Origin of the sequence: Segatella baroniae DSM 16972 = JCM 13447 (assembly GCF_000426585.1) — a bacterium.
In the GTDB taxonomy this organism is placed as follows: domain Bacteria; phylum Bacteroidota; class Bacteroidia; order Bacteroidales; family Bacteroidaceae; genus Prevotella; species Prevotella baroniae.
Genome location: NZ_AUFQ01000015.1, coordinates 30,704 through 47,080, shown reverse-complemented (window position 1 = coordinate 47,080; position 16,377 = coordinate 30,704). Strand labels below are relative to the sequence as shown.

Here is a 16,377-nt window from a genome sequence, read left to right as displayed (position 1 = left end):
TTAGTATATAATGAGAATTATCATTCAGCGTGTTGGCCACGCTTCGGTCACCATCGACGGACAGGTGAAGTCGGCCATCGGCCCCGGGCTGCTGCTCCTGGTGGGCATTGAGGAGGCCGACGGACAGGAAGATGTGGACTGGCTGGCCCGTAAAGTCGTCAACCTGCGCATCTTCGACGACGCGGACGGCGTGATGAACCGCTCCATCCTCGACACTGCGGGCGACCTGCTGGTGGTCTCGCAGTTCACGCTCTTCGCCAGTTACAAGAAGGGCAACCGCCCCAGCTGGCTGCGCGCGGCCCGCCACGAGCATTCCATCCCGCTCTACGAGTCCTTCTGCGCCCGCCTCTCCGAAGCCATCGGGAAGCCTGTCGGCACGGGCGAGTTCGGCGCCGACATGAAGGTGGAACTGCTCAACGACGGCCCCGTGACGATCGTGATGGATAGCAAGAGGAGGGAGTAAGACCTACCCCGACCCTCCCAAAGGGAGGGAGGGCTATCAGCGGGAAAATGCGGAGAGGACAATAGCCATAAAACAAACCATTCATCCCCACAACCTCACAACCCAACAACCAACAACCAACAACATGACCATCCAAGAAGCCCAAACGGCCGTAGACAACTGGATCAAGAGCTACGGCGTGCGCTATTTCAGCGAACTCACCAACATGGCCTGCCTCACTGAAGAGGTGGGAGAACTGGCCCGCGTCATCGCCCGCACCTACGGCGACCAGAGTTTCAAAGCCGGCGAAAAGCCCAATCTGGGCGAAGAGATGGCCGACGTGCTCTGGGTGCTGCTGTGCCTGGCCAACCAAACGGGCGTGAACCTGACCGACGAACTGAGGAAAAGCATGGAAAAGAAAACGAAGAGAGACGCCACAAGGCACATCAATAATAAGAAACTTACTGATAACCAATAGAATAACAACATTATGGGAACAATCAAAGAAACAGTGATGAACGACATCAACGAGAACCGGAAAGCCGGTGAAAACAAGTATGAAGAAACGCTCAGCAAGTATGACTGCGCGCTCAACGACGAGCAGGTGGCTGCGGAAGTGAAGCAGTTGCTCGACGAGAAAATGGCCGAAAACAACAATTTGGAGGTTAAGAAATTCCTCTTCGGCAGCATTGAACTCACCACGCTCAAGAATACGGACAACGACGAGAGCGTGATGGCCTTCACGGAGAAGGTGAACCGCTTCGACAACGACTATCCCGAACTGCCCCACGTGGCCACCATCTGCGTGTATCCCTGCTTCGCCGCGGCCGTGAAGAACACGCTCGACGTGGACGGCGTGAACATCGCCTGCGTCTCCGGCTCCTTCCCCTCGTCGCAGGCCCTCATCGAAGTGAAGGTGGCCGAGACGGCACTGGCCGTGAAGGATGGCGCCGATGAAATCGACATCGTCATGCCGGTGGGCAAGTTCCTCTGCGGCGACTACGAAGGGGTGTGCGACGACATCAGCGAACTGAAGGAGACTTGCGGCGACGATGTGGCCATGAAGGTGATTCTGGAGACGGGTTGCCTGCGCGATACGGCCGACATCAAGAAGGCTTCCATCCTCTCTATGTACGCGGGTGCCGACTATATCAAGACTTCCACGGGCAAGGAGAAGGTGAGTGCCACGCCGGTGGCCGCCTACGTGATGTGCCAGGCCATCAAGAAGTACTACGACCAGACGGGTCGCCAGGTGGGTTTCAAACCTGCCGGCGGTATCAACACGGTCGACGACGCCCTCGCCTACTACACCATCGTGAAGGAAGTGCTGGGCGAAAAGTGGCTCACCAACAAGTGGTTGCGCCTCGGCACCAGCCGATTGGCCAACCTGCTGCTAAGTGAGATTGAGGGGAAAGAGGTGAAGTACTTCTAAAAAAGGACGGACCAACGACCCAGCTACCCACCCCGGCCCTCCCAAAGGGAGGGAGAACTAACTTGCGATACGCTGCTTGAAACACTTGGGGCGTGATATCGTTTTAAAAGAATATAGCCAATATCTTTTGCGTTAAAGCAAAGATATTGGCTATTTACTTTCTATTGACTTTCTATTAGTTTTATTTCCCTAAATAATCTTGAGAACTAATTAGCATTGCAACTGTATCGCAAGTCAGTTCTCCCTCCCTTTGGGAGGGCCGGGGTAGGTCGTAGGGTTGGTTCCTTCTCAACTCCTCCTCTCTATCACGAAGTCCAGATAGGCCCGCAACGCCTCGCCGATGGCCGCATCCCCCACCCTTTCGTCGATGAACCGCAGGCAGGAAGCGTGGAAATCGCGCATGCGACGCTCGGCATATTCAATGCCGCCATGGGCCTTGGTGAAGGCAACGAGACGGGCAATCTCGTCGGGAGTGACGGTGCGGGCCTTCACCTTGCGGGCCAAAGCCGCCATGTCGGCGTCGCCGGTCGTGTTGAGCGCGTGGATGACCGGCAGCGTCAACTTGCCTTCGGCCATGTCGTTGCCCGTAGGTTTGCCGATTTCAGCGGCGTCGTAATAGTCGAAGATGTCGTCGCGAATCTGAAACATGACGCCCAGGTTCTGCCCGAACAGCGCGGCGGCGGCCACCGCTTCTCCGTCGGCCCCGGCACTCTCCGCGCCTATGGCGGCACAAGCCTCGAACAGGGCGGCCGTCTTGCGCTTGATGATTTCGTAGTAAGCCTCCTCAGATATCTGCTGGTTCTGGATGTTCGACAGCTGTAGAATCTCGCCGTCGGACAGCGTGCGGCCCAGTTCGGCCAGGTGGCGCACGATGACTTCCGAATGGGTGCGCGACACGTAGAGCAAGGCCGTCGACAGGATGTAGTCGCCCACCAGCACCGCCACCTTGTTGTTGTACGTGGCATTGACGCTGGCCTGGCCCCGCCGCTCGCCGCTCTCATCCACCACGTCGTCGTGTACGAGGCTGGCCGTGTGCAGAAGTTCCAGTCCCACGGCCGCATGCTGCGTGACGCTGCTCACCGAACCGAAGTTGCGGGCCATCAGCAGTATCAACATCGGGCGCATCCGCTTGCCGCCTTTACCTCGGATATGCGCAAGCGCTTGGGCCAGAAGACCGTCGGAATGGTCTAATGAAGCTTGGAACAACGCGATGAAATCGGCCAATTCGGCTTGGATAGGCCGCTGAATAAGAGAAAGGTAGTCCATTCTAATTTGTAATTTGTCACAAAATTAATGAATTAATCGGGAAGTGTGATTGTTTTTTACTAATTTTACGCCAAATAAACAAATAAGAATGGATAAATTATTCCTGTTAGATGCGTACGCGTTAATCTATCGTTCCTACTATGCTTTCATCCGATCACCCCGCATCAATTCAAAAGGATTGAACACTTCGGCCGTGATGGGGTTTGTCAATACGCTCCACGAGGTGATGACCAAGGAGCACCCCACTCATATCGGCGTGGCCTTTGACCATGGATCGACGTTCCGTCACGAAGCGTTTCCGGCCTACAAGGCACAGCGCGAGGAAACGCCCGAGGACATCAAGTTGAGCGTTCCGATTATCAAAGACATCCTGCGGGCCTTCCGCATCCCCATCCTACAGGCCGATGGATTTGAAGCCGACGACGTGATTGGCACACTGGCGCTACGCGCCGGTGAGGCAGGCATCGAGACTTACATGCTCACGCCCGACAAGGACTATGGCCAGTTGATTCGCGACAACGTATATATGTATCGTCCGCAACATGGCGGCGGCTACGAAAAGTTAGGACCGAACGAGGTTCAAGAGAAATATGGAATCAGCACTCCGGCACAGATCATCGACCTGTTGGCCCTCATGGGCGACTCGGCCGATAACTTTCCGGGCTGTCCGGGGGTAGGTGAAAAGACGGCGGCGAAGCTCATCAATGAATTTGGTTCTACCGAAGAGCTCCTCGCCCACACCGACCAACTGAAAGGAAAAATGCGCGAGAAGGTGGAAGGGGCCATCGAAGACATCAAGATGTCAAAATTCTTGGCGACCATCCGAACCGATGTGCCACTCGATGTGACGTTCGACGATTTGAAGGTAGAAGCACCCGACGAGAACAAACTGGCCGAAATCTTCACCGAACTGGAGTTTAAGACGCTCACAAACAAAATCTTAAACAAACCCGAACAAAAGCAAAAAAACGCAAATATTGAGCTTGATATCTTTGCGGAAAATACGAACGATGGGGCGGTTGTCGCAAAAAAAGCCGATTATTTGAGCCTTAAAACGACCCCTCATAACTACCAACTCGTTGATAATGAGGAAGAAATGCGTCGTTTTTGTGACTTTTTTCTTACAAAAGAAATTATCAGTCTAGACACGGAAACGACTTCGACGAACGCAATCGACGCAGAATTGGTCGGTTTGAGCTTCAGTGTGGAGGAAGGAAAGGCGATTTATGTACCCATTTCCGCTAATCGTGAAGAAGTCTTAAAAACCGTCAACATATTCAAACCGCTCTACGAAAACGCCGAAATCATGAAAGTAGGGCAAAACATCAAGTACGACATCGAGGTGCTGCGACGTTACGACGTTGAAGTCAGAGGTCCGCTTTTCGATACGATGATTGCTCATTATCTCATCCAACCCGAGCTCCATCACAACATGGATTACCTGGCAGAGATTTATCTGAACTACCAAACGATCCACATAGAAGAGCTGATCGGCCCCAAAGGACGTGGCCAAAAGTCGATGCGCGACCTTGCTCCGACCGACATTTATGAATACGCGGCTGAGGATGCCGACGTGACTTTGAAGCTGAAGAACATTCTGGAGCCTAAGCTGAAGGAGCTTGGCGTGGAAGAATTGTTCCACCATATCGAGATGCCGCTCATCCAAGTGCTGGCTGATATGGAACTTTCGGGCGTGGTACTCGACACGAAAGCACTGGCCGAAACTGCAGAAACGTTCAACAACCGCTTGCTGGAGCTCGAACAACGCATCTATGAACTGGCCGGCGAATCGTTTAATATCTCCAGTCCGAAGCAGGTGGGTGACATCCTTTTCGGCAAGATGCAGATTATAGACAAACCCAAAAAGACCAAGACGGGGCAGTATGTCACCTCGGAAGAAGTGCTGCAACAGCTGCGTCCGAAGAGTCCTATCATCGCCGCCATCCTCGACTATCGCGGCCTGAAGAAGTTGCTCGGCACGTATGTCGAGGCACTTCCCAAACTCATCAATGCCCGAACGGGGCATATCCATACGTCCTTTAACCAGTCGGTCACGGCCACAGGACGCCTCTCATCGAGCGATCCCAACCTGCAAAACATCCCCGTGCGCGATGATGATGGTAAGGAAATACGCAAATGTTTCATCCCCGAACCGGGTTGTCTCTTCTTTTCGGCCGACTATAGTCAGATCGAACTGCGCATCATGGCTCATCTTTCGGGCGATGAAGCGATGATAGAAGCCTTCCGCGAGGGCTTCGATATTCACGCCGCAACGGCCGCGAAGATTTGGCATAAGGCCCTTGAGGACGTCACATCCGAAGAAAGAAAGAAGGCCAAGCAGGCTAATTTCGGCATCATTTATGGCATCACGACCTTCGGATTGGCCCAACGCATGGACATTTCTAACGGCGAAGCCCGAGCGTTGATTGATGGTTACTTCGCCACTTTCCCCAAAGTGCGGGCCTATATGGAAGAGGCGAAAGAGCAGGCACGCCGCCAAGGCTATGCCGAAACGCTCTTCCACCGCCGCCGCTATCTACCCGATATCAACAGCCGCAACGCTACCGTGCGTGGTTTTGCCGAGCGCAACGCCATCAACGCACCCATTCAGGGCAGCGAGGCCGACATCATCAAGCTGGCCATGGTGCGTATCTGGCAGCGGTTTAAGGCCGAAGGTGTGCGCTCGAAGATGATGTTGCAGGTGCACGATGAACTCAATTTCAGCGTTGTACCCGAGGAAAAAGAGCTGGTTGAGCGCATTGTCATGGAGGAAATGCAGGGCGCTTACGAGTTAAGCGTGCCACTGACGGCCGATGCCGGTTGGGGAAAGAACTGGCTGGAGGCGCATTAAAGGAGGCCTCCCCCGCCCCTCCCAAGGAGGGGAGTACCTACCGGATTGAAACTAAAGGCAGCTGTTTATTGAGTATTAGTTTTTCGGTTGCTGACCTAACGCCACGTGATTGAAACACCAATGACAGTTGTTTGTTGAATATTAGTTTTTCGATTGCTGACCTGGCGCCACGTAATTGCAACCAATGGCAGCTATTCTTTGGGCTTATATACTGACTATATTTGATAGAATCTTTTGGATTCAGGGCTTGTCAGGCCCTCTAACATTTACTTTTTATGAAGAAAATCATCCGTATTCTTCTGATTATCCTTTTTCTTTTGGCAGGTCTGCTTCTGGCCGTCAGCCACTATATGTTGGGCTATTCGCTGCAACCGTCCAACAACAGGGGCCGACGCATCAACTATTGTTACCATCGCATGCGCCAACAGTACCCCGAAATGAAACCGTGGCTCGACAGTTTGCGACGCAATGGCGGCTGGAAGGACGTGTGGCTCACACGACCGGGCGGACGATATCATGCCCTTCGCGTCGACGCGCCACACCCGACAAACCGCGTTGCCATCCTTGTTCACGGCTATACCGACAGCCATCTCTCCATGCTTATGATTGGAAAAATCTATGCCGACATGGGTTTCAACCTGCTTCTGCCCAACCTTAACGACTGCGGACGCAGCCCCCGCAACTTCATGCACATGGGAGCGGGCGACGATCAGTTGCTCGTGCGTCGGTGGATGGCCTATGCCGACAGCCTGTGGAGGGGTTCCTCGCCGGCCACTCGCCAGATACTGCACGGTGTTTCGATGGGTGCGGCCACGGTGATGACGCTCAGCGGCGGCTTTCCCGAGCAGAATTTGGACGGTCGCAACAAGGATTCTATCGACGCGCCGCTGCGCTATGTGGCCGCCTACGTGGAGGACTGCGGTTATAGCAGCACCTTCAACGAGTTTGAAGGACAGCTCAAGGAGCAATTCTCACTGCCCGCCTTTCCCCTACTCTACACCACATCCATGCTCTGCGAATGGCGCAACGGCTGGGACTTCCGCGACTTTGCGGCCATCGACGCCGTGCGCCGGTGTCGCAAACCCATGCTCTTCATCCACGGCAGCAACGATACCTTCGTGCCCACCCACATGGTTTACGACCTCTACCGGGCCAAACCGGCACCGAAACAATTGTGGATAGCACCCGGTTCGAAGCACGCCCGCAGCTATCGAGACCATAAAAAGGAATACAGCAGGCGCGTAAAAGAGTTTGTAGAAAAGGCTATCTGATTGATTCTGATGGGTTCGGATGGCACGATCAGGGCAGTCCGGCCGACGAGTCTTTCCCTTAAAAGATAGGCCTATTCATGTTTTTTGTGTACTTTTGCAGCATTATCTAAAGAATATCAATCATTTACTGTCCGGCAAGGACCGTTTCTTATAAACATTTCAACAAGATTATGGCTTTAAAATGTGGTATTGTGGGACTCCCCAACGTGGGCAAGTCTACATTATTCAACTGTTTGTCGAGTGCCAAAGCGCAGTCGGCCAACTTCCCTTTTTGTACGATAGAACCCAATCTGGGCGTCATCAGCGTGCCCGATGAGCGTCTCAATAAGTTGGCCGAAATCGTGCATCCGGGTCGCATCGTGCCTGCCACCTGCGAGATTGTCGACATCGCCGGCCTCGTGAAAGGTGCGAGCAAGGGCGAAGGTTTGGGCAATAAATTCCTTGGAAACATCCGTGAGTGCGACGCCATTATCCATGTCATCCGTTGCTTCGACGATGATAATATTGTGCGCGAGGGCGGCATGGCCGTAGATCCGGTGGCCGATAAGGAAATCATCGACACCGAACTGCAGCTCAAAGACCTCGAAACCATCGACGCGCAACTGGCCAAACAGCAGAAGGCAGCGGCCGCCGGCAACAAGGATGCCAAACTAATGGTGACGGTACTCGAGGCTTATAAAGAGGTACTGGAGCAGGGACGCAACGCTCGCGAGGTAACTTTTGAAAGCAAAGAGGAGCAACAGGCGGCTCACGACCTGTTCCTTCTCACCACCAAACCCGTGCTCTACGTCTGCAATGTCGATGAAACCAGTGCCAAATCGGGCAATGAATACAGCCGTAAAGTAGAAGAAATTGCTGCCCGCGAAGGCGCCGAGGCCATGACGATTGCCGCCAAAACCGAGGAAGATATCGCCTCGCTCGAGACCTACGAGGACAAGCAAATGTTCCTCGAAGAGCTGGGACTAACGGAGAGCGGCGTCAATCGCCTCATCAAAAAGGCCTACGCCCTGCTCAATCTGGAGACCTTTATCACCGCCGGAGAGATAGAAGTGAAGGCCTGGACCTATCATAAAGGCTGGAAAGCCCCGCAGTGTGCCGGCGTCATCCACACCGATTTTGAGAAAGGTTTCATCCGTGCCGAAGTCATCAAGTACGCCGACTACATCCAATACGGTTCGGAAGCCGCCGTGCGCGAGGCCGGCAAGCTCGGTATCGAGGGCAAGGAATATGTCGTGCAGGACGGCGACATCATGCACTTTAGGTTTAATGTATAGCCTCTCCCCCGCCCCTCCCCCGTAGGGAGGGGAGCCACTATCTTGCGTCGCCTGTTTCAAACCGGTAGGCAAACCTTCCCTGTTGGTGAGCCACCATCTTGCGTCGCTGACTTCAAGTCCACAATGCAACAACCTCTTTTGCCCCCTTTTTCAAACCGCAGGCAAGCCCTCCCCCACTGGGGAGGGTTGGGAGAGGCCGCTTTTAAAATCCTTTTCTCTTATGAATAACTTACTTTTCATCCTTTGGAACCCCGATCTCTACGTCTTTCACCTGGGATCATGGGGACTGCGTTGGTACTCGACGTGCTGGCTCATCGGCCTGGTGGGCGCTTATTTCATGGTGAAATGGCTGTTCAGCGACCAGCGGATAGCCACGCGCACCATCGTGAAAGATGGGAAGAAAGTCGAAGAAAACGTCTTCGACCCGCTTCTCATCTACTGCTTCCTGGGCATTCTCATCGGCGCGCGCCTCGGCCACTGCCTGTTCTACCAGCCCGACTACTTCCTCTCGTCGTGGGACCACGTCGTCGAGATGATTCTTCCCATCCACCACATGGCGGACGGTTCGTGGCGGTTTGTGGGCTATGAGGGACTGGCTTCGCACGGCGGCACGCTCGGCCTCATGCTGGCCCTCGTCATCTACAGCCGACAGACGGGCGTCCGCCTGTGGACGGTGCTCGACAACATCGCCATCGCCACCCCCATCACGGCCTGCTTCATCCGCCTGGGAAACCTCATGAACAGCGAGATCATCGGCAAGGTGACCGACGTGCCCTGGGCCTTCATCTTCGAGCGCGTCGACCAGCAGCCGCGCCACCCCGGCCAACTCTACGAGGCCATCGCCTACGCCTGCTTCTTCTTCGTGGGCTGGTACTTCTACCGCCACGCCAAGCGTCCCGTGGGCCACGGCTTCTACTTCGGTCTCTGCATCACGCTCATCTTCGCCTTCCGCTTCTTCATCGAGTACACCAAGGACGTCCAGGTGGACTTCGAGCAGGGCATGCTCCTCAACATGGGGCAGATACTCTCCATCCCCTTCATCATTCTGGGGATTTATTGCATGAAAAGAAGCGGAAAGTAGGCCTGCGCCGACGCCGCCAAGAAGCATTTCAACCTATCCACCGCCTGTCAAACGCGGTGGTAGGTCTCGTCAAAGGGCTGGCGGTAGCGGTCGCCCCACACGCCGTCGGGCAGCCGCACGCCGCAAGTGACGACCATGTTGACCTCGGCCGCCGCCGGAAGGTGCAACACCCGCTTGACTTTCAGGCTGTCGAAGCCCTCCAGCGGACACGTGTCGTAGCCGGCCTCGCTCATCGCCAGCATGAAAGTCTGCACGGCCAGGGCGCAACTCTTGTGCACCACCACGCGCGTGTCATGTTCCGACACCTGCCTGACGATGGGACGGGCCAGCCCCACCAGCTGCGCCAGCCCCTTCAGCAGCCATCCTTTCAGGCCGAAGAAGCGACTGTAGAGCAGGGGCATGACCTTGCCATAATACAGATTCCACTTGGCTATGCGCTTCTCCTGCTTCGCGGCGGGGCTGTTGCGCCGCGTGTTGCCCTCCTCGAAGCGGCGCACGGCTGCGGCATGCCGCCTGTAGAGGTCCTGCCGAGTAACGAAGACCACCATCTCCCGGGCCGACCGTGCCGTGAGCTGGTCGAGACAGGCGTGGGCCAGCTTCGCGAGCATGGCCTTGTCGGTCACGTGGTAGCACTCCCACAACTGCATGTTGGAACTCGTCGGAGCCAGCGTCGCCAGTTCCAGACATTGCTTCACGCGCTCAGAGTCGAGCTGCTTTTCGGGGTCGAAATGGCGGACGGCCCGTCTGTGATTGAGAATTTCCTGTAAAGTCATATTATTCAAATGAATGGTATCGAAGAATGTCGAAGCGCCAAGTCCGTTTCCGCCCGACCGATTTTTTGTTTGAATGCAAAGATAGCGATTGTCCGGATGCGAAACAAGTCTCGGAAAGTGTTACAAACAGGTCATTTCACCACCTTCCTGCCATCCAATATATAGACGCCGTGGGGCAGCTGTTGCAGCCTTGAAGCCGAGGAGACCTTGCGGCCGCCGATCGAATAGACCGTGCCGGCATTCTTCAAAGGCGGGCGGACGACAGCGATGTCAGACGCCAACGGCTTGAAATAGGCATCCATCTGCTCCAGCCGCTGGGCATACCACTGCTTGACATGCCCGATTTCAGCCTTCAGGTCGCCGACCACCGGCGTGCCTTCGGTCCATCGGGCCACCTCGCGCTGCCATGCGCCCGAGCCGATGAACAGCCCCGCATACTTCTCCAGCAGCCCGTCGACCGTCTCCTGCGACAGCGCGCCCTTTCGAAGCGTCATCCAACGGTCGGCCAGATAGGTGCGGTAGTTCAGCAAGTTGTCCTCCCAGAGTTTGGCGTAGGGATTGTTCTTGTTGACCCGTTCGTCCGCAATGGCCGTCTGGTCGTAGGTTCCCTCCTTGAAGCGGCCGTCGTAATAGCCGCCCAACGAGGTGTCCAAGTCCCAGGGCGTGATGAGGAACCGGCGTCCCTTGGTGAGGTCGGGCGTGCTGAGGAACATGTTCTTGTTGCCGTTGTCGATGAGGTTCAGGGCCAGGACAAACAGGTGGAAGTCGGCCACGTTGTCGAGATAGAAGTGCTTTTCAAAGTCCTCCGCAAACTTTTCTTTCGGTTCCTCGCAGAACGTATAGAGGTCTCTGAGCGGCTGCCAGGCGGCTGCTGACGGGTGCTTGTCGGGCGTTTCCAGCTCCCACTCGTTCCAGTCGACGGTCGTCATGGGCTGGCTGTCGTCCAACAGTGACAGCTGAAGTCCCGTGTGGTCCCACGAGTTGCTCTTGTAGAGCAGCCCCTTGATGGTCACGTTCTTGTCCTTGTTCACCTTTTCCTTCTTCAGGTCGAGCAACTTGCGGTTGATTTTGTCGGTCAGGCAGTAGATTCCGTTGTACTTCCCGTTGAGAAGCATCTCGACGAAGCGGCCCTTCGTGCCGTTGCGGCGGTCGAAATCGGTCTTGTAAGGCGTCTTGGAATAGAGGTTCCAGATGTCGAAGCAGACGCGGTTGCGCATGCGGATGACGTCGATGGCCATGGCGTCGAGAATCCACTTGTCGGTCTTCCGTATGTCGAGCAGGGTGGTGTCGAGCGACGAACCCTTTTCATTGAGCAGCTTCACGTTGAGCGACCACTTGGGATAGTGGCGCGCCGTGGCCCCCCGTTGGCGGAAGGCGGCACGTATGTCCTGCAACGACTGGGCCGTACCGTCGAGCAGACTGAGCTTTCCCGGCGCGTATTCGGCGCCCGTGGGGTCGTCCGTCCACAGGTCTATGACGGGCAGAGAGGTGAAGACCACCGGTGCTTCGGCCTTCACGTCGCTTCCCTCCATGAGGCGGAAGACATAGGCTTCGCCCGGCTTGACCTCCCCTATCGTCGCCACGGGAAGCCCCGAAGCCTTGGCCACGACCCGCATCTGCCAACCGCTCGAAAGCGCGTCCTGCAAGCCTACGTCGGTCTTCTGCGCGCCGTCGGCGGGCAAGGTGCAGAAGAAGCTGCCACCCTGCTGGTCGAAGGGCAGCCGCATGCCGCAGAAGGTCACGCCGCGGCCATACAGCGAGAAGGGCGTCGCCACGGGCACGGCCACCTTCTTTCCGGCCTCGTCGTAGAGCGTGAAGCGCATTTCCTTCGCGCTTCCGTCGCCCGAGCTGGCCCCGACGAGCAAGTCCTTCGCCGTCTCCATGAAGTAGTCCATCGTGCCGCCGTCGGCATAGCTGAACGTATAGGCGCCGTCGGTGGTGCCCACCGTCCACACCGCAGTGGCGCCCTTGCTCTCGACAAGTTCCAGCCGCAGATAGGTTTTATAATCCTTGGCGGGCGTGAACGACAGATAACGGCCGGTCGCCACATTGCGGAAGCTCACGCCCCCCTCGCCCAGCTCGGCCACCCAGAGGCCGTCGTCGGTCCACTTGGCCTCGTCCTGCTCGTAGTAGACCTTCTTTTCCACGCCGTGGTGCTTGCCGTCGCAGACGCCACCCTTGCCCAGGGCCACGCTCTCCAGCCTGTATTTATGGCCGTCGACAAGCCCCGAGAACCGCGGACTCACGGCCATGGGCTTGGCATGCAGGCCGGAAAAAGACAACGAAAACAGGCTGACAAGCCACACGAGCACGCGACCGACTGAATGGGGACGCGGGAATACGGAACGATCTTTCATTTGGAAGAGACTGAAAAATTTGATATGAATAAACCAATAAGTGACAGCGAATGCTGTAAAAGTTATCAAAGGTAGGCAAAAAACAGGTGCTTTCGCAACCCAGTCGCGTTAATATGAGTTAAACGACAGTCCGCCACAACCGCCACGAAAGGCGGAAAAAACACGTAAAAGGGCCACGGGCTTGCGCATGCCGCCTTTTTTCCGTAACTTCGCCATGCGCAAACCGCCGGCAACGGCACGCCCCCTACACAGAAAAAAGATGAAAATGAAAGAATCAGCTTGCAGCTTCAAGGAGGTTCGCACAGCCTCCACGCCCTCGCCTCGCACCGTCCTGAAATGGCCGACGGGCCTTTTCCTCCTCTCCTTCCTCCTCCTCGGCTGCGGCCGTTCCACGCCGCCCAAGCCCACGCCACGGCCCCACCTCACGACGGAGATCATGCTCAAGACCACGCCCGTCAAGGACCAGGGCCGCAGCGAGCTGTGCTGGGTCTACGCCATGCTGGCCACCATCGAGACCGAACACCTGACGCAGGGCGACTCCGTCAACCTTTCGCCCGACTACATCGCCCGCCTCTACCTCACGCAGCAGGCCCGCAGCCACTACCTGGGCCACGGCCGGACGGCCATCACGCTGCGAGGCACGGCCCCCATGCTCCTCCGCCTCGTCCAGACCTACGGCCTCGTGCCCTACGACAGCTATCCCGAACGCGAGCCGCGGGCCAACTGCAACGTGCTGTGCCGGCAGCTGGAGCAGGCCTCGCGCCACGCGCCCGACCTCCATCGGCTGCAACGGCGCGCCGACGACCTGCTCGACCAAGGGCTCGGCGTCATGCCCGCGGCCCGGGTCTACATGCTCGGGGCCAGCTACACGCCCCTGGAGTTCGCCCACAGCGTGTGCCGCACCGACGAATATGAGGCCCTGACCAGCTTCACGCACCACCCCTTCGGCCGGAGGTTCGCCCTCGAAGTGCCCGACAACCGCATGGGCGACCTCTGCCTCAACCTGCCGCTCGACACGCTCGTCAGCCGCGTCGACCGCTCCCTGCGCCACGGCCATCCCGTGTGCTGGGAGGGCGACATCTCCAACGACGGCTTCTCCTTCGCCAGCGGCACGGCCCGCGTCGACCCGCGGCTGCATGTCGGCCAGGCTCTTCGCCAGCGGCTTTTCGAGCGGCGGCAGACCACCGACGACCATTGCATGGCGCTCGTCGGCATCGTGCGCACCCGCAAGGGCCACAAACTCTACGTGGCCAAGAACTCCTGGGGCACCGGCAACGCCTTCGGGGGCTTCGTCTACATGAACGAAAACTATCTGCGACAAAACACCATCTGCGTGGTGATGAAGCGGTCGAATTGACACCCGCCCCCCAAAAAACACCCCTTCACCCCAACATCCTAACACCTTTTAAACCTTTCCGACCCTTCGGTGAAATTATATTTCCATCATACGCCCTAACTTTGCAGGCGAAAACAACACACAAATCTTATAATGAACATGATGGAAGACGTAAATGTAAAATTGATGTATCAGGGACGAGTGAGGACTTTCAGGAAATCCGAACTCAGACCGTTGCGGGAAGAAGCCATGACGGAGATGCAACAGCTCGTGATGGAACTGATGGACGACCGCGCCGAGGGGCGGCCGAAGTGGAAAAGCACCACCACCGACCTGGTGGAGATGATTGACGACGTCTACACGCTCGGCGACGTGAAGGACGCACGGGGCTGCGACCTCACCTTCAGCTACATGGTGCGGGCCGTCTGCCGCCGACTGGTGAAGCCCGTGCCCCGCAATCCGCGGTCGTATGCCTACCGGGCGCGCATGCGGAAGTCGATGCGCCAAAGCTCGCTGCTCGACCGCTGGGTGCTGATGAAGCTCAACGGCTGCGACCCCCGCCGCGAACTGCTCGACCGAAGCTGAGCTTTCGGCCGGCGAAAGGGCTGCCGTCGCGTGCTGAAAGGGCTGCCGTCGCGTGCTGAAAGAACCGCCGTCGCAGGACAGAAAGACTGCCGTCGCAGGGCAGAAAGGATGTAGGCACAAGTGTATCGCACAGCTTCTTGCAACAAGCCGGAAAACGTCGTAACTTTGCATTGTCAATAAGAGAAACACACGACATTGACCGCCTGAATCCAATACTATGAAAAACCCTCGGGCGAACATGAACAAAAACAACAAAAAAAATCGAAACATGAAAAGAGAAAACACACAACACGCTTGTCCGTTCAGGCTGACACCCCACTTCACGCTCGAAGAGATGACGCACTCGGAGACCGCCCGCCTCTACGACATCGACAACACGCCGACACCGGAGGTCATCCACAACCTGCAAACGCTCTGCACGAAGGTGCTGGAGCCGCTCCGCAAGGAGTTCGGACCCGTCCGGGTGACGAGCGGCTATCGGTCGGCGTGGCTCAACCACCTGGTGGGTGGCGTCAAGCGCTCGCAGCACATCCTGGGCCAGGCGGCCGACATCCACATCCCCGACCGCCGACGCGGCGTTGAAATGCTTGAGTTCATCTTCATGACACTGGACTACGACCAGCTGCTGCTGGAACACAACGCCCAGGGTGGCGAGTGGATTCACGTGAGCTACAACGAAAGCCACAACCGCTGCGTCATGATTCCTTACTATATGGGGAATTAGGAATGTGAAATGTGAAGTTAGAGCGGCTCCCCCGCCCCATCTCCCCTACAAGGGGGAGCCGCCCGCTTCCGTCGCCTGCTTCATTCCAGCAGGCACTCCCCTCCTTTGGAGGGGCGGGGGAGGCTAAGAACCTCGAGGTCAAACGCCGGCAACGACCTCGTCTTCATAAATCAATCAATTATCAATCAATCAATTATCAACCATTTAAAACACCAAGACATTATGGCAGTAAATTACAAAATGTATCAGGACAACCGAAAGGAAAGCAAGACGAAGGGCAAGTGGTTCGCCCGGGCGACGCACAGCGGCGTCGTCGAAACCAAGCAACTGGCCGCCATCATCGAGCGCAACAGTTCGATGAAGCAGAGCGACGTACAGGCGGTGCTCATCGAACTGACCGAGGTGATGACCGACATGCTCCAGAACTCCATGCGCGTGAAGATCAACGGCCTGGGCAGCTTCAAGATCGGGATATCCACCCGCGCCGCCGACACGCAGAAGGAGTTCAGCCTGGCCAAGAACCTGCGCAACATACACGTAATCTTCCAGCCGGAGATGACCGTCGACCGCGCCGGAAAGGTGCGCACCAAGTCGCTGCTCAGAGGCGTGGAACTGCGCGAGTACGGCAAGCATGCCGACGGCGAAGGCGACAAGACCACTACGACCAAGCCCGGCGGCAAGCCCGCAGGCGTAGAGGAAGGAGGCAACTGATGTCGAAGATGAACCTCAACTCCTGGCAGATCGTCATCAAGGTGGTCATAGCGGTGGCCTCGGCACTGCTCGGCGCCCTGGGGGCCGAAACCCTGTGAGCCGGCCGACGGGTCGCTCCAGCCGGAGAGACATTTGCTGACAAGCTGTATCATGCCGATTGACAATCGGGCGGGTTTGTGAAAATCCGCCCGATTTTTTGTATTCGTTTCTGGGACGTTTCTCGGCAATAATATGTAACTTTGCAACCATCACCCGACGAAAACAAAATAACACA

At 56.7% G+C, this 16,377-nt stretch carries 15 protein-coding genes; 12 read left to right on the top strand and 3 right to left on the bottom strand.

What is annotated here, in order from left to right:
* Positions 1-10 precede the first annotated feature (10 nt).
* From dtd to deoC, 3 genes are all read left to right on the top strand, one after another.
* A complete protein-coding gene (gene dtd, locus K334_RS0109955) occupies positions 11-463 on the top strand; it encodes a D-aminoacyl-tRNA deacylase (protein WP_025882145.1) in 453 nt (150 codons plus the stop codon).
* Positions 464-587: 124 nt separating this feature from the next.
* Positions 588-920: a nucleotide pyrophosphohydrolase gene (locus K334_RS0109950; protein ID WP_021590811.1), complete on the top strand. Its 333-nt coding sequence runs from the start codon at positions 588-590 to the stop codon at positions 918-920.
* 12 nt (positions 921-932) lie between these two features.
* Positions 933-1,874 carry a deoxyribose-phosphate aldolase gene (deoC, locus tag K334_RS0109945; RefSeq protein ID WP_025882142.1) on the top strand — a complete coding sequence of 314 codons (942 nt, stop codon included), beginning with the start codon at positions 933-935 and terminating at the stop codon, positions 1,872-1,874.
* Positions 1,875-2,162: 288 nt separating this feature from the next.
* On the opposite strand, the gene K334_RS0109940 is transcribed toward deoC, so the two are convergent.
* On the bottom strand, positions 2,163-3,140 hold the full coding sequence (locus tag K334_RS0109940; protein ID WP_027444903.1) for a polyprenyl synthetase family protein: 978 nt from the start codon (positions 3,138-3,140) through the stop codon (positions 2,163-2,165).
* 88 nt (positions 3,141-3,228) lie between these two features.
* Between K334_RS0109940 and polA the strand changes: the two genes are divergently transcribed.
* The 4 genes from polA to lgt all read left to right on the top strand — a co-directional run bounded on the left by polA (position 3,229) and on the right by lgt (position 9,617).
* Positions 3,229-5,991: a DNA polymerase I gene (gene polA, locus K334_RS0109935; protein ID WP_027444902.1), complete on the top strand. Its 2,763-nt coding sequence runs from the start codon at positions 3,229-3,231 to the stop codon at positions 5,989-5,991.
* A 275-nt stretch (positions 5,992-6,266) separates the two neighbouring features.
* Entirely contained in the window at positions 6,267-7,262 is a 996-nt protein-coding gene (locus K334_RS0109930; protein ID WP_027444901.1) for an alpha/beta hydrolase, read from the top strand.
* A 170-nt stretch (positions 7,263-7,432) separates the two neighbouring features.
* Positions 7,433-8,536 (top strand): redox-regulated ATPase YchF, encoded by a 1,104-nt coding sequence (gene ychF, locus K334_RS0109925; RefSeq protein WP_027444900.1) that lies wholly within the window; start codon positions 7,433-7,435, stop codon positions 8,534-8,536.
* 220 nt (positions 8,537-8,756) lie between these two features.
* The gene (gene lgt, locus K334_RS0109920; RefSeq protein ID WP_027444899.1) at positions 8,757-9,617 is read left to right on the top strand and encodes a prolipoprotein diacylglyceryl transferase; all 861 of its coding nucleotides are present in this window, start codon (positions 8,757-8,759) and stop codon (positions 9,615-9,617) included.
* 47 nt (positions 9,618-9,664) lie between these two features.
* Here lgt and K334_RS0109915 read toward each other — a convergent pair whose 3' ends face one another.
* Positions 9,665-10,390: a nitroreductase family protein gene (locus tag K334_RS0109915; protein WP_025882131.1), complete on the bottom strand. Its 726-nt coding sequence runs from the start codon at positions 10,388-10,390 to the stop codon at positions 9,665-9,667.
* Between the two features lie 131 nt (positions 10,391-10,521).
* Positions 10,522-12,747, bottom strand: a complete 2,226-nt coding sequence (locus K334_RS0109910; RefSeq protein ID WP_027444898.1) for a CotH kinase family protein — start codon at positions 12,745-12,747, stop codon at positions 10,522-10,524.
* Between the two features lie 259 nt (positions 12,748-13,006).
* Between K334_RS0109910 and K334_RS13860 the strand changes: the two genes are divergently transcribed.
* The 5 genes from K334_RS13860 (at position 13,007) to K334_RS14850 (ending at position 16,201) form a co-directional block, all read left to right on the top strand.
* Entirely contained in the window at positions 13,007-14,104 is a 1,098-nt protein-coding gene (locus K334_RS13860) for a C1 family peptidase (protein ID WP_248623515.1), read from the top strand.
* Between the two features lie 138 nt (positions 14,105-14,242).
* Positions 14,243-14,668, top strand: a complete 426-nt coding sequence (locus tag K334_RS14240; protein WP_154655589.1) for a hypothetical protein — start codon at positions 14,243-14,245, stop codon at positions 14,666-14,668.
* Positions 14,669-14,936: 268 nt separating this feature from the next.
* Positions 14,937-15,392, top strand: coding sequence for a D-Ala-D-Ala carboxypeptidase family metallohydrolase (locus K334_RS0109895; RefSeq protein ID WP_036890295.1), 456 nt, complete (start codon positions 14,937-14,939; stop codon positions 15,390-15,392).
* 222 nt (positions 15,393-15,614) lie between these two features.
* Positions 15,615-16,103, top strand: coding sequence for an HU family DNA-binding protein (locus tag K334_RS0109890; protein WP_025882035.1), 489 nt, complete (start codon positions 15,615-15,617; stop codon positions 16,101-16,103).
* The gene (locus K334_RS14850) at positions 16,103-16,201 is read left to right on the top strand and encodes a smalltalk protein (protein ID WP_235782199.1); all 99 of its coding nucleotides are present in this window, start codon (positions 16,103-16,105) and stop codon (positions 16,199-16,201) included. The genes K334_RS0109890 and K334_RS14850 overlap by 1 nt, the downstream gene beginning before the upstream one ends.
* The last annotated feature ends 176 nt before the right edge of the window (positions 16,202-16,377 follow it).